The following is a 14154-nucleotide window of genomic DNA, read 5'->3' as shown; positions in this document are numbered from 1 at the left end:
TGTATCTATTGTATACGAACCAGCCTTGCCAAACGCCATATGGAGCACCGGTATCGATAGCGCTCCCTGCACAGAATACGCCGAAACAGCCTGCTCACTATGCTAACGGGCAACTTTTGATAGCTCGTTGTGTACACGGCCATTTACGCTAATTTTAACTGGCCGGGCAGTAGGGGAAGTAACCCGGTAGCTGATAATCCGGCCGTTCTTCCAGGAAAAATCGACCGTAAAATTACCACGGGCTTTGAGTCCTTTGACGGCCCCCTCCCCTTTCCAGCCATCGGGAACAGCCGGTAGCAGCTCGATGTATCCCTCGTGACTCTGAATCAGCATTTCAGCAATGCCTGCTGTGCCCCCAAAATTGCCGTCGATCTGAAAAGGGGGACCAGCACAGAGCAGGTTCGGATATACCCCTCCCCCTGCCCCGTTGTTCATGAACGTTTTTCGGGTCAGCGAGAGAAAATCCTTAAGTAGTTTATACGCTCGGTTGCCATCTTTCAGACGCGTCCAGAACAGAATTTTGTACGCCTTTGACCAGCCAGGACTGTCATCACCCCGGACGTCAAGCGTTTTTCTGGCGGCCTGGGCCAGAGCTGGTGTACCAGCGGGGGTTATGAGCGAGGCCGGATAGAGGCCGTATAAATGAGACACATGCCGGTGTGTAGGCTCGGTTTCGCGGTACTCTTCCAGCCACTCCATCAGCCGGCCATCTTTTGCGATCTGCCCGACGGGGGGAATATCATTCAGGAGCGTCTGGACTTTTTTTCGAAATTCAGAATCGACATTCAGCTCTTCTGAGGCTGTTATCAGATTGGTAAACAACTCTCGAACGATCTGATTATCGATGGTCGGACCCATACAAATAGTAGCCCGTTTGCCATTGGGCAGGATGAACGTATTCTCAGGAGAAACCGACGGGGCTGTTACCTGCCAACCTGTTTTGGGGTCTTTTATAAGCACGCTAGCATAAAACATAGCCGCGCCCTTCAGTACCGGATAAATCTGACGTAAGTAATTTTTGTCGTTGGTGAAGGCATAATGATCCCACAGGTTATTACACAACCAGCCCGAGCCCGCATTGGTAATACCCCAGGAAGCATCTTCGCCCGGTTCGGTAAAGCCCCAGATGTTGGTGATGACGTGAGCAACCCATCCGTCGGCCTGATAATAAGCCCGAGCCGTTTTTTCGCCCGGCTTCACCAGATCAGTCACCAGGTCCACCAGCGGCAGATTAAGCTCCGATAAATTAGTAACCTCTACCGGCCAATGATTCATCTGAACGTTTACATCCAGGTGATAGTCGCCATTCCAGGGGGTTTGAATCTGGTTGGCCCAAAGCCCCTGCAGGTTAGGAGGCAATAGGCCGACCCGCGTGGAACTAATGCTCAGATACCGGCCAAATTGAAAAAACAAGGTGTTTAACCCGAGGTCGGCTTCCGGCTGCCGCTGAAATTCGAGCAGACGGGCGTCGGTAGGTAGATCATCCCGGTGGGTTGTTCCCAATCGGAAGCTTACGCGGTTAAACAGCTTCTGATAGGCAAGCAGGTGGTTGCTGCGCTGAACAGCGTAGGGTTTGCGGTTGGCCTCATCCAGGCGCAGCCGGGTCTGCTGCTCGAAGTCAGGATTTCGAAAATCGGTTCCGGCCGACACAAACAGGATCAATTCGGTAGCATGGCGAACAATGATCTTATCATCACTGACCTCTAATGTGCCATCCCGGTTAATTCCTTTCAGCTGCGTGAGGTACCGCATACCGTTGCCGTCGGTACCGTTGTCGAGCTGTCCGCTCATACTGAGCCGATCACCCTCCCGATAAACCCGAAACCGTTCAGGCCGATCAATGGCTATATCACACGAAAGCGCTCCTTTCGTATGGGACGTAATGCGTACCAGCGCCACATCGTTGTCAAAGCTCGTTATGTATTCACGGGTGTAGGTCACTCCATCAAGGGTATAGGTGCAGGTCGACAAGGCCTGGTCGAGTGACAACTCCCGCCGGTACTGGGTCGGACGGCTGGTCGCGGTATCGCCCTTTTTGTAGTGATAAGTCAGATGGAGATTGCCGAGCACCTGGTAACAGCCAAAAGGCACTTTTGCGCCATTGCCGTGGCCTGATCCTTTGCCTGTAGCGACGAAATCTCGGTTAATCAGACTCTGGGCCTCGTCGTTTTTGCCTTCGAGGAGGAGGCTCCTGATTTTAGGCAGGCTTTTGTGGGCCTCGTAATTATTAGCATCCTGCGGGCCTCCAGACCATAACGTAATGTCGTTCAACACGATGGTTTCCCGGAACACGCCCCCATCGGGCATCATACCCAGGCGGCCGTTGCCCAATGGGAGTGTCTCCTCCCATTGCCGGGCAGGTGTATCAAACCAAAGACGTAGCGGATACCGTTGAGCCTGTCCCAGGCTAAGCCCTAAAAGAAAAAACAAACCCGTTAAAAGAGCGTATGCTTTATGTTGCTGCATATCAGTAGTAGATGAATGAACGGAATAAAGGGTAGCCGGAACGCAGACGCCAGCAACCTGCCACAGCTGCAGTTAGTTGCCCGAAGCTAAAACCAGCGCTTACGGAACAGGCCACGCATCGGTCCTGAACATAGCCAGCGGAAGTCCCTGCCGACTGAAAACGGCCGAACGCGTAGTATCAGAAAAACCGTACCGCACGGCTACCGGCTGTCTTACCTGAGGACTGCTTACCCGGATTGTATTTCCTTCCAGGCGAACCCGGGCCGAATAAAAAACCTGATCAGCTCCGGCGATCGTAAAGCCGCAAGCCCGGTCAGCAGCCAGGACCAGTCCCTCTTCAGCCTGGTCGAAAAAGAGTCTTATCTGATCGTTCTCGACGACATGGCTGGCGTACACTGGCGATCTAAACGCCAGATTCGGCTGCCCATACGTATCGCTTAAGGCGTACCTGGCCAGTCGAATGGCTACGTCTTTCTTGTTCTGAGGGTGTATGTCGCTGACATTGTCGACCAGATCATCAATAACCACCATTCCGGTTTTGGGTATACGCGAACAATGTGCCTGCGCTTCCCGCAGGAGCGTACCAGCCAGCGGTGACTCGTACCCGCTGTAGGGCGCAATCTGCACGTAATAAACCGGCAGGTTGGTTTGCCACGCCCCACGCCAGGCCTTGATCAGGGTTGTAAACAAGCGTTCATAAGCTCCCGGGCTACTGACGTTACTTTCTCCCTGGTACCATAGTACGCCAGCCATTGCGTACTGCCGAAGCGGATGAATCATGGCGTTATAAGCCAACCCCGGTTGCACGGGCCAGTAGTCCATATTGTCCTTTTGCCGACCAGCAGCCGACCGAAGTACAGAATCCTCCTGAATCAGTGATGCTGGTGTCCAGACTTCGGCCGGTGTACCGCCCCAGTTGGCATTGATAAGCCCAACCGCCGAGTGAAGTGTATACTGAAGTTTCTCACCAAAAAAATACCCGATAGCGCTAAACTGCTTCATTGTCTCGGGGGTGCAGACGACCCAGCGGGCACGCGTATCTTCCTGGGGCGTTTCGGCAGTTGTTTTGGGTACGTAAAAGAACCGGATGCGATCGTTACTGGCTTTGGGGGCAGCCTCTATGGCTTGCTGAATGCCATGCCGCGCCCCCCATTCCATATTACTTTGCCCCCCGCACAGCCATACTTCTCCTAACAGTACATCGTTCAGCACCACTGTATTTCTCCCCGAAATAGTAATCTGGTAAGCTCCCTGTACGGCCGGGGTTTCGAGCTTAAGCTGCCACGTGGCGGTATTTTTCCCCGTTGTTCGGTAAACGGTTGTGTCCCAGCCTACCCTAACGGTAATCTTCTCGGCGGGCTCGCACCAGCCCCACAAGGTTACGGTACTCTTCTGCTGTAGCACCATGTGATCGCTTAGAATGGCTGGCAAACGAACGTCGGCACGAACAGCCCGGGGCAACAAGTTCAGCCAGACCAGGAGTCCCAGTTGCGTCAGCAATGCATATCTAATTAGCACGTAAATCATTAGAGCGTGGCAGTTACAGGTTTGTTGGCAGGTTTATCAGGGTGAGCCAGCACGAGGTATCCATTTGTTCCGTAGAAAACGAGATACAGGTAGCAGATGACCGGCACAGCAAACGCTACACGAATGCCGTAAGCATCTGATAGCAGCCCCATCAGTGGCGGAACAATAGCTCCTCCCACAATACTCATGATAAGCAGCGAAGACCCCAGTTTGGTGTATGGACCCAGCTCGCTGATACTAAGTGTGAAAAGAATTGGGTAAACGACAGACGTAAACAGCCCGACTGATGCCAGTGCCAGCAAAGCCAGCCAGCCCGTTGTCATGATGCCCAGCCCTACCAGCCCCGCGGCCGAAAGTGAACAGAATGTCAACAGCATAGGGGGCCGTACCTGCTGCAACAGCCAAGAACCCAGCAATCGGCCCAGTAGCACCAGCGCCATGAACAGGGAAATAAAAAAGGCGGCTTTTTGCTCGGTAAGACCGGGCAGCTGCTGCGTTTTGGCATACCGAATCAGGAAGCTGACAATACCTACTTCGGCACCCAGGTAGCAGAAGACACCGATGGCTCCCAGACGCGTATGCCGAAACCTCAGGAGCCGCCGGATTTGCAGGTTATGTTGATTGGTTTGAGAAACAGCGGGTAGGCGGATAAAATAGAGGCTCAGGGTAGCCAGACTGAAAAAGACCCCCAGGATCAGGTAAGGCGCTTTTACCAGTCCGGACTCGTACTCAAGAAAAGCCACCAAATCTTGCTGAGTACGGACTAATCCCGCTGCCGGTATATCGTCGGCAGAAAGTAGTAGACCTGCGCCCAGCAGAGGACCTAAGGTAGCCCCAAACGACCCCACAGCCGATGCCAGACTCAGTCGACTGGGTGCATCGTCGGGTTTCCCCAGGATAGACACATAGGGCGTAGCTGTAACTTCAAGAAAAGTAAATCCAGTGGCCATGACAAATAAAGCGCCCAGAAACAGCGGGTAAAGACGGGTTTCGGCGGCCGGATAAAACAAAAAAGCACCTAAAGCGGCCAGAGACAGTCCCATTAGCATACCTGCTTTGTACGAATACCGACGGAGAAACTCGCCTACCGGGATAGCCATCAGAAAATACGCTCCGAAAAAAGCCGACTGCACCAGCGACGACTCAAAATCAGTAAGCTGGCAGGCTCTCTTCAGGTGCGGAATCAATATGTCATTGATGTTCCGGCAAAGATTCCAGACAAACATCAAGCCCATCACAACAAGTAACGGCACAACGTTGGACGTCAATTTCATTGGTATATGCATCAAAAAAACAGGCTGTGTAAACCCGCTATCAGTGTACAGGCAGGTGACGGTCACCCCGAGTCAGGGCAGCCGCCGAAGCCGCGTTTTTCAGGTTGGAATCCTCACCGGCGGTAGCCCAATTCAGCCCCGCCCCCCACGGGCAGCAAACAGCCGGTAATAAAACGGGCCGCCTTTGAGACCAGAAAAACCGCAGCGTCGGCAATAACATCCGCTTCGGGACAATAGCCCAGAGGGTGTATTTGATCCAGATACGATTCGATATGCTGCGAGTCCCGCTGTTGAGAGGCCCACTCGCGCAGCATCGGCGTCCATACACCCGCCGGGCAAATTGCGTTGACCCGAATACCCAACGGAGCGTAATCGAGCGCCATTGATTTCGTCAATGCATTAACGCCCCCTTTCGTAACCGTGTAGGCAGCATGATCTGACTGACCTAGTTCCCCTACCAAACTGCTTGTATTTAGAATACACCCCTTCGTGGCTTTTAGGGCATCAAGGCCGTATAAGGTGGTCCAGTAAATACTCTTCAGATTAACCGACATGAGCGCGTCCCACTCGTCCTCTGTTGTTTCGTGAAGCGGCTTGGCCGGGTTAGCTATCCCCGCGTTGTTATGAATTACATGGATCTGCTGAAACCGGTTCAGGGCCGTTTTAATCGCTTGTTTAACGGCCGCTCCGCTCTGCACATCTCCCACAAACCCGGCGTGCCCATCGCCCAACTGGCTTAGTAGCGCGTGAAGAGCATTTTTGTCACGATCCATGATAAATAACGAAGCGCCTGCCCGCACATATGCTTCTGCACAGGCGGCTCCGATTCCCGAAGCCCCCCCCGTTACAAATACTACCTGACCCTGTAAAGACGTCATCTGCTCTAATCAATTAAATCGCTGCTACTCCCGAACTCCTGCGGTACCTGGTAGTATCCGTCAGTGATTGTGGCCGGATGAACAAAGTGGTTGCGCAAATGCGGTATGTGCTCCAGAAACAGATTTTCATGGCCCATCCCTACGTGATTGAACAAGACCAGGTGTTGATGAATTTGTCCCATATCGCCAACGTGCGGCACCACAGGAACACCATATTGCCGGGCCAGCAGACTGATCGTAAGAAACTCAGAGACCCCGCCTACCCGGACAACATCTACCTGACAGAAAGCCATAGCACCAGCCTGCAGGAAATTCTTAAAAATAACTTTGTTAGGAATATGCTCTCCCGCTGCGATTTTGAACGGGTTCAGCACTTCGGCAATCGTTTTATGAGCCAGCAAATCATCCGGATGGGTAGGCTCCTCAATCCAGTAGGGCATAATGTTTTTCAACTCCTGACAGATACTGAGGGCCTGTGGCAGATGCCAGCGCTGATTAGCATCCAGCATAACGGTTGTCTGTTCGCCAACCGTGTTTCGAACCAGCTGAGCTCGGCGAATATCCCGTTTTGGATCATCAGAGCCTACTTTTAGTTTTAAGGCTGTAAACCCCCGATCAAGTGATCGATGGGCGTTTTCGACAAGGCGTTCGTCCGAAAAATTGAACCAGCCGACCGACGTGTCATACCCTTTGTAGCCCCTGGTAAAAACATCCATCCGGCCAGGTCGGCTGCTGGCGGCTCCCTCCAGCAGCTCAATCGCCTGCTCCCGCGTCAGGACATCTTCCAGGTAACTCAGGTCCAGCGTATTTACCAGTGATTCTGCTGGCAGATCCAGTAATAGCTTCCACAGTGGCACCTGCCGGCTTTTGGCCCACAGATCAAAGCAGGCGTTTACAATCGCTGCCAGCGCCAGATGCACTACGCCCTTGTGTGGACCCAGCCAGCGCATAGACGGCGAGTCGGCCAACGATCGGTATACCTGGCCGAAATCAGCCATTAACTCCTCGATTTCTCTGCCAACCAGACTTTCGGAGAGGTATTCAATTGCTTTACAAACCAGATCATTACCGGCTCCCAATGTAAAGGCCAGCCCAACGCCCTTCCATGGCGAATCCGTCTGAAGTAGACAAACGGCGTAGGCATACTGCGGATTTCGGTGAACGGCATCCGTACCAGCTCCGTCCGTCAGGATAAATCGGCGATCCTGCGTTTTGATTGATTGTATCGTTACGCCATTCGACTGAAAAGGAGCCGTACCAAAAGAAGAATTCAAATACGTATGTTCCATTAAATTATGTCTAAAAGATCAGCACCAGCTGCAGAAATCAGAACAACTGTTTCCGATATTCTTTCGGCGTAACTCCTTTTATACGTTTAAATAATTTATTGAAGTGAGTCAAATTATTGAAGCCGCATTCATTCGCAATCAGTTCGATATTTTCATTACGTTCAAGCATCTGTTTACAGGCCTGGGCAATTCGTAACTCGTTAACGAATTCAATAAATGTTTTCTGGGTTCGACTTTTAAAATAGCGGCAAAACGAAAACTCATTCATATTAGCTACAGAGGCCACTTCTTTCAACGAAATTTCGCGCCGGTAATTCAGGAAAATAAACTTAAATAGCTTATCCATCCGTGGATTGTCATTTCCGGGGTAGCTATTCACGTAGTTGGCACTTGCCAGCAACCGAAACTCTGTGGCATATATCATATTATGAATCAGCTTCATGAAGGCAACAACCTGAGCCAGTCCCTCATGCCTGAATGTTTCATCCAGCTGCTCCAGGATAGATGTCCTACATTTTCCGCTGTAGATTATTCCCCGTTGGGCAGTTGACAACCAACTCTCTACAACCTGCTTATTACCATACGCGGCCATTGTTTCGATGAGCCTGTCGGGAAAAATATACATGGCCAGCGAGTGAGCATGAAACTCGCCACTTCCCTGAAAATACTTTTTCTCATTATGCCACACATGCGGAACATCTGAACCAAGAAAAACCAGTTCGCCATCCTCAAAAGGCTCAACACTATCGCCAACGATTCGTTGACCAGAACTTTGTACAACATATACCAACTGGCACTCCCGATGAAAATGGAAGTCTGTCGAGAAAAATGGTTTAACAATCTCTTTGACCAGAAACACCTGATTCGCAGAAATCTTGTCGTTAACAATAGCCTGAACAGCTTTCATACAATAGCCTGAGGGGCAGGGTAACTAATAATTATAAAAACAATACTCAGCTTATTCGTCCCGAATATCGACTCCATCCATTGCGGAACGAACCGACTTAATAACCTGCATTTTGAACCAACTCTTTATTTCGATCGAGTTCAGTTTGGGGAAACGGCAATACGTAATTCTTCTCCCCGAATTTTAGTGAAACATTGGCCGGATTTTTTAGCGCTGCGAATCTAGTTTCGATTGTTTTCCAGCGCTTCAGGTCAGCATAGCGAAGCCCTTCGAGTGCTAATTCGACCCGGCGCTCATGCCGAATCAACTCTCTTACTTTTTCCTTCGTATTGTAGCGTTGCCGATTTACCGGAGGCATCTTCACGTCGGGCCGGGCTCTGATCTGATCCAGCGCGGCATAGATGGTAGCATCGGGGCCCGATACCTCATTTTTGGCTTCAGCATACATCAGCAGGACGTCTGCATAGCGTAGATGAATACAATGCTGGTCGGTCTGGTTAGCTTTGGTGTAGCCGAACGGAAGTCGCGAAAAGTCAATGTATTTCTTCATCATGTACGGTGTCTGCGGAGCATCCGAATACTGAAACTCGGTTCCGTCCGGGTTGATGAACTTTTCGCCGGGAACCCGTATGGTTACCGCAAGACGCGGATCACGATTAGCGCCGGGGTTGGCAGGGTCGTAGCCAGAGCCAGGTTCCGAGATCAGCATGCCGTTTTTCATTTCGTACTCTTCTGCCAGATTGGAGTACACGTTAATAGCCCCAAACCAGCCAAGTTCGATGTCCAGCCCTGCAAAATCGCCATGATAACTGTTAGGAGCCAGAAACCGGGTGGAGAACATAATTTCAGGACTACCGATCTGGGTAGCCGTTAGAAAAAGACCTTTATAGCTCGGAGCCAGCGAAAACGTTCCTTTGTCTATGATCTCTTTAGCCAATGTAGCCGCTTCGGCCCACTTTTCCTGCCCAAGTAGAACCCGCGTTTTGAGGCCCATTGCACTTCCTTTAACGGCGTGGCCTTCAAACTTGGCCTCAGGCAAATGGGTGATTGCAAAATCAAGGTCTTCTTCAATGAACGTCAGAACCTCCTGCCTGGAACTTTGCTTGATCTTGGCAGCATCAACACTGGACGGGATTGTTTTATAAATGATTACTCCCCCAAAAGCCGTGACAAGATCATAGTAAAATAAGGCCCGTAGAAACCGGACTTCTCCCTTCACTATATTTTTTCGTGCCTCCGAAATTGGCGCCTTATCAACATTGTCCAGAAAATAATTACAGGAGGCTATGCCCTGATACGGCACGTTATAGAAGGCACTGCTTACGTTCGTGTTGTTAACGATACCGAGCGTCAGATTCTGAAAGTTATACGCGTTGAACCGATCATAGGCATTATCGGAGTAACAATCGAGCCAGGGGCGCCGGTAGCCAAAGAAGCCCCCCCTCAACCGGCTGTAGACACCGGTCAACGCCATATTGACATCGGCTTCCGTTTTCCAGAACGTCTGGCTGGAAATGCTGTCCAGCGGATTTTTCTCCAAAAAATCTTCCTGGCACCCACCTAGTAAGAGCAGGGCAACTCCAATCAGTCCTACTCGAAAAAAGTTTTTCATGAATCGATAGTTAAAGGTTAGAATCTGATCGTTAGCCCACCGGTTAGGGTACGAAGCTGAGGAAACTGAGAAAAACTGCCTCCGCCGGCCCGCTCGGGATCAGCGCCTTCGTATTTGGTGAAGGTTAACAGGTTATCGCCCGACACGTAAAACGTGAGCCCTTTAGCATGAATGCGGTCCAGGATCTGCTGAGGAACTTTATACGAGAGGTAGATATTCTTGAGCCGCAGGTAGGAAGCATCCTGCAGGAAGAAAGTCGACGGGTACCCATTGACGCCCGGATAGTTGGCATCAGCCAGGTAAACAGCCGGCAGTGTGTTGCTGGGGTTGTCGGGTGTCCAGGCATTTACGTACTTGGCTGGTGGCGGACTTCCCTGTCTGAATGGTTCAACGCCCCATCCGGTTACGTACAGATTACGGCCTTCCACGCCCTGAAAGAATGCGGTTAAGCTCAGCCCTTTCCACCCCATATTCAGATTGAAAGAATAGGTGTATTTAGGAAACGGGTTGATACTGATCCGATCGTCAGGCCCAACGGTGCCATCGCCATTCTGGTCCTTTATTTTCAGATCGCCGGGTCTTAGCCTGCCCGAGTTAGGCTGTCTGGCCCAACCATCTATTTCGGCCTGATTTTGAAAGATACCAGCCCATTCATGGATATACAGTGAGTTATAGGGTAGGCCTACCTCGAAAACACCCCGGATTGGAGCCAGTACCCGCGTTACCTGATTTCGGTAAGCCGACAGTAGGCCACTGGCTCCGTAGGTGAAATTACCAAGACGGTTTTGATGCCTGATTTCAAACTCCCATCCTTTATTAACCATAGCCCCTGCGTTGGTGATGGGGGCGTTCAGCCCAACACTGGCCGGCACGTCCTGCCGCTGGGCCAGTATACCCGATGTTTCTTTGTGGTACCAGTCGGCCGTAAAGCCGAGCTTACCGCCAAACACGTCCAGATCTACCCCAACATCGGTAATTCTGGTCTGTTCCCACCGCAGGTTTGGGTCCGTTAATCGAGTCAGGATGGCTCCCTGGTCTAAGGCCGCCCCAAACGGATAAGCGGTTAAGCTCAGAATATCCTGGTATGGATAGTTCCCAATCTCCTGATTACCCAGCGTTCCTACAGAAGCCCTAAGTTTCAGATTAGTCAACCAGGTGGCTTTGTTCTTCAGAAAGGTTTCTTCACTGATCCGCCAGCCGGCCGAGAAAGCAGAAAACAGCCCCCACCGATTTGCCAGCCCTACTCTAGATGTACCGTCGTAGCGGGCGTTCACCTCCAGCAGATATCTGTCCAGGTATGTATAGTTCAATCGTCCGAAAACAGATTGCAGCGCCCACTCCGTTGTGTTTCCGCCCGTACTTTGCCCCTGAGCCGCTCCCGCATTTAGTTCAATAAGGGTTGTGTTGGGAAAGTTACGCCGGGCTCCGCTCAGAGACGGGCTCGTGTTGTTCTGCTGCTCGTAGCCCGCCAACGCATTGAGTCGATGATCACGGCCCAGTTTGGTATCATACTGCAACGTAGAATAAAACGTCCTGGTCAGGCTCTGCGAAAACTGCTGATTGACGCCCTGAAAACCCGGACTCGAATCATCAGCATACGGGTACTCTCCCTGAGCGTTAGGCTGATAATAGTACGACGGAATAGCAAACTGATGATTCCGGTAGTCCTGGTTGAAATAGGTAAACGCACCTTTGAGTTGCCAGAGTAGCCCTTTGGCTACATTGACATTGGCATAAGCCTGCGCGTTTACATTGTAATTTTTGGTGTATTGACCACCATTATCAATTACCGACTGGTATCCACGCTGTCCGGCGGCTTCCCCCCGGTAGGCCGATGTAGCCAGGCGCCCCGTCCCATCGGGCAGGTAAGGGCCTGACGTGGGTGCCGAACGATACACCAGCAACACCAGATTGTCATTCGTCAGCCAGGGTTCGACTATATTCTGATAGGAGAAATTGACATTGGTGCCGACCAGTACCCGTTTGTTTACCTGAGACGTATAATCCAGTAACGCGTTGTATCGCTTGTAGTCATTCCGGGCCAGTATACCCTTCTGATCCAGAAAGTTCAGGGAAATATTGAACGTAGATTTGTCGGTACCTCCCGAAAACCCAAGATGGTGATTGACAATCGGTGCTTTCCGGAATGCATAGTCTAACCAGTTGAAGTTGGGATATTTTACCCGGTCGGCAGCGTTTCTATAGGCGTCAATCTGAGCCTGCGTGTAAAAGGCGGGTTGACCAACCCGGATGTGTGCCTGGTTTCTCAGCTCCATGTACTGTGCGGAGTTGTAAATCAGGTCAGGCAGACGCGTTGCTTCACTGGAGCTATAATTCATGCCGTATTCCAGCGTACTCTGGCCACTTTTCCCTTTTTTGGTCGTCACCAGAATAACCCCGTTCGCAGCCCGGGCGCCATAGATAGCCGCCGAAGCCGCATCTTTCAGCACGCTGACCTCGGCAATATCTTCCGGAGATAGATTATTGATTGACCCAATCACGCCATCAACCAGCACTAGCGGAGCCGATGAAGCGCCAAAAGACCCCAGGCCCCGAATAGACAGGCTCGCATTATCGCGCCCCGGCTGTCCTGTTCCCTGTACGACATCCAAACCCGGCACACGCCCCTGAAGCAGGTTTTGTATATTCGGAGAAGGCCGTTTGGTCAGTTCAGGGCCAGCTACTGTAGCCACAGAACCCGTCAGATTGATTTTACGCTGTGTGCCATAACCGACAATGACGACCTCCTCCAGATTGGATTCGGCGGCAGCAAGCCGCACCGTAAGCTGGCTCCGTCCATTTATCTGAATACGCTGCGTCACATACCCAATATAACTAAACACCAAGGTGGCCGTTGGACTCACGTTCAGTTTAAAATTGCCATCTGTGTCCGTTGTTGTTCCTTTATTTGTCGCTCCTTCAATAAGAATACTGACACCGGGCAACGTAACTCCGGTAGAGTCTGATACGTTACCTGATACACTGACTAGGCCCTGAGCAAACGTGTTGGTGGAACTGATCAAACCGAAAACAATGAGGAACAGGCTCGTCCATATACACCCTGGCGAGAAACCAACCCGTTGAAATCGTAGTATTTTCTTCATAAAGAGTTAGGCTTATATTGTTAAAAAAGAACACGATAAATAGAAATCGTACAAAATTAACTTACCTCAATATCCTATTTAGCTATATAATTGACTTTTTATAGTGTAATATTGACTTTGTAAAATGTTAAAAATTTTGTTATGCATTTTTTAGACACGTACGCAACCATTTTTCAACATACAAGCGAATATGAATTACTTCAACTTATATGAAAAGGTTAGATATCAACTAAATAGAATGAATTAATTTAGTCAGCTTGTCAGGACACAAAAATTATTGACCTAACAGGCAGCGATAGCAGGAATTTCTTTTTCGAACTATTACAAACAGAATTTATCGTGTAAAATAGACTGAGCCAGCATCTCCCTATATATTTAAAAAACTGTCTGCACTATACTATAAAAACTAATGAATAATAGCGTCTGATTAAACTAATATGCATAGACCAAAGGCATCATAAAAATTTACAAATCAAATAGGTGTTCTATAAACTTAATCCACTTACTATCGCATAATTTATTGCCATCAATTTTTATATCTACATAGTGCTTTAAGAAAGTATACAGATAGAAATTCAAAAAAAATTATACCTGTATTTATAACTCTGCACGTTCAAACGGAGTCATCTATGAAGTAAAAATAAACATTCATTATGGAACTCATAACATCAATTGTACCGTTTCTTCTTGGCTCTGCGGCCTGTAAGCATGATTCTGACAGTGTCACTCCACAGAATTCTACCACACTCTCTGTAAAAAAGGGAGCCACATTCTATCTAACTTTGCTAGTGCAATATTCGAATGGTTCCACAGGATTTATATGGAATTTGGTAAATGCAGGCGACGACACGGCCCGCAACATGAATAACATGAATACGGTTGTCAACCCTCAAAATTCAGCTGTGTGGGGAAACCAGGTATGGAACTACACGGCGCTGGCCAAAGGGACAACTACGCTGGAGTTTCATTTCGCGAGGCCTACAGTCCTAAGCGAAGCCACGGATAAAAAAACGTACAAAATTACGGTGACTGACTAACCAGTAGCGAGAATTGCCAAAACCGACTTTGCCTTATTCTCGGTATCCAGTTTGGCCTGA

The 14154-nt window shown here is 50.0% G+C and carries 9 protein-coding genes; 1 reads left to right on the top strand and 8 read right to left on the bottom strand.

Going from position 1 to position 14154, the window contains the following annotated elements; all coding sequences use genetic code 11:
• Positions 1 to 102 precede the first annotated feature (102 nt).
• From FBR45_RS11820 to FBR45_RS11785, 8 genes are all read right to left on the bottom strand, one after another.
• Positions 103 to 2466, bottom strand: coding sequence for a glycoside hydrolase family 95 protein (locus FBR45_RS11820; RefSeq protein ID WP_138502523.1), 2364 nt, complete (start codon positions 2464 to 2466; stop codon positions 103 to 105).
• 99 nt (positions 2467 to 2565) lie between these two features.
• On the bottom strand, positions 2566 to 3993 hold the full coding sequence (locus tag FBR45_RS11815; protein WP_138502521.1) for a sialate O-acetylesterase: 1428 nt from the start codon (positions 3991 to 3993) through the stop codon (positions 2566 to 2568).
• On the bottom strand, positions 3993 to 5267 hold the full coding sequence (gene fucP, locus FBR45_RS11810; RefSeq protein ID WP_246082214.1) for an L-fucose:H+ symporter permease: 1275 nt from the start codon (positions 5265 to 5267) through the stop codon (positions 3993 to 3995). The genes FBR45_RS11815 and fucP overlap by 1 nt, the downstream gene beginning before the upstream one ends.
• A gap of 113 nt (positions 5268 to 5380) precedes the next feature.
• Positions 5381 to 6145: an SDR family NAD(P)-dependent oxidoreductase gene (locus FBR45_RS11805; protein ID WP_138502517.1), complete on the bottom strand. Its 765-nt coding sequence runs from the start codon at positions 6143 to 6145 to the stop codon at positions 5381 to 5383.
• 5 nt (positions 6146 to 6150) lie between these two features.
• On the bottom strand, positions 6151 to 7419 hold the full coding sequence (locus tag FBR45_RS11800) for an enolase C-terminal domain-like protein (protein ID WP_246082213.1): 1269 nt from the start codon (positions 7417 to 7419) through the stop codon (positions 6151 to 6153).
• Between the two features lie 52 nt (positions 7420 to 7471).
• The gene (locus FBR45_RS11795; RefSeq protein ID WP_138502513.1) at positions 7472 to 8341 is read right to left on the bottom strand and encodes an AraC family transcriptional regulator; all 870 of its coding nucleotides are present in this window, start codon (positions 8339 to 8341) and stop codon (positions 7472 to 7474) included.
• Positions 8342 to 8438: 97 nt separating this feature from the next.
• On the bottom strand, positions 8439 to 9953 hold the full coding sequence (locus FBR45_RS11790) for a RagB/SusD family nutrient uptake outer membrane protein (protein WP_138502511.1): 1515 nt from the start codon (positions 9951 to 9953) through the stop codon (positions 8439 to 8441).
• A gap of 17 nt (positions 9954 to 9970) precedes the next feature.
• On the bottom strand, positions 9971 to 13057 hold the full coding sequence (locus FBR45_RS11785) for a SusC/RagA family TonB-linked outer membrane protein (protein WP_138502509.1): 3087 nt from the start codon (positions 13055 to 13057) through the stop codon (positions 9971 to 9973).
• A gap of 653 nt (positions 13058 to 13710) precedes the next feature.
• On the opposite strand from FBR45_RS11785, the gene FBR45_RS11780 reads away from it, so the two are divergent.
• Positions 13711 to 14094 carry a protease inhibitor I42 family protein gene (locus FBR45_RS11780; protein WP_138502507.1) on the top strand — a complete coding sequence of 128 codons (384 nt, stop codon included), beginning with the start codon at positions 13711 to 13713 and terminating at the stop codon, positions 14092 to 14094.
• Positions 14095 to 14154 lie beyond the last annotated feature (60 nt).

The sequence above is a fragment of the Spirosoma lacussanchae genome (genome assembly GCF_005870035.1).
Classification (GTDB): Bacteria; Bacteroidota; Bacteroidia; order Cytophagales; family Spirosomataceae; genus Spirosoma; species Spirosoma lacussanchae.
Note: the sequence above shows the minus strand (reverse complement) of the source record. Positions and strands in the feature narration are given on the sequence as shown.

Coding starts and splice junctions, on each gene's coding strand:
- FBR45_RS11820 (WP_138502523.1), bottom strand. CDS start 2,466: ATGCAGCAACATAAAGCATACGCTCTTTTAACGGGTTTGTTTTTTCTT.
- FBR45_RS11815 (WP_138502521.1), bottom strand. CDS start 3,993: ATGATTTACGTGCTAATTAGATATGCATTGCTGACGCAACTGGGACTC.
- fucP (WP_246082214.1), bottom strand. CDS start 5,267: ATGAAATTGACGTCCAACGTTGTGCCGTTACTTGTTGTGATGGGCTTG.
- FBR45_RS11805 (WP_138502517.1), bottom strand. CDS start 6,145: ATGACGTCTTTACAGGGTCAGGTAGTATTTGTAACGGGGGGGGCTTCG.
- FBR45_RS11795 (WP_138502513.1), bottom strand. CDS start 8,341: ATGAAAGCTGTTCAGGCTATTGTTAACGACAAGATTTCTGCGAATCAG.
- FBR45_RS11790 (WP_138502511.1), bottom strand. CDS start 9,953: ATGAAAAACTTTTTTCGAGTAGGACTGATTGGAGTTGCCCTGCTCTTA.
- FBR45_RS11785 (WP_138502509.1), bottom strand. CDS start 13,057: ATGAAGAAAATACTACGATTTCAACGGGTTGGTTTCTCGCCAGGGTGT.
- FBR45_RS11780 (WP_138502507.1), top strand. CDS start 13,711: ATGGAACTCATAACATCAATTGTACCGTTTCTTCTTGGCTCTGCGGCC.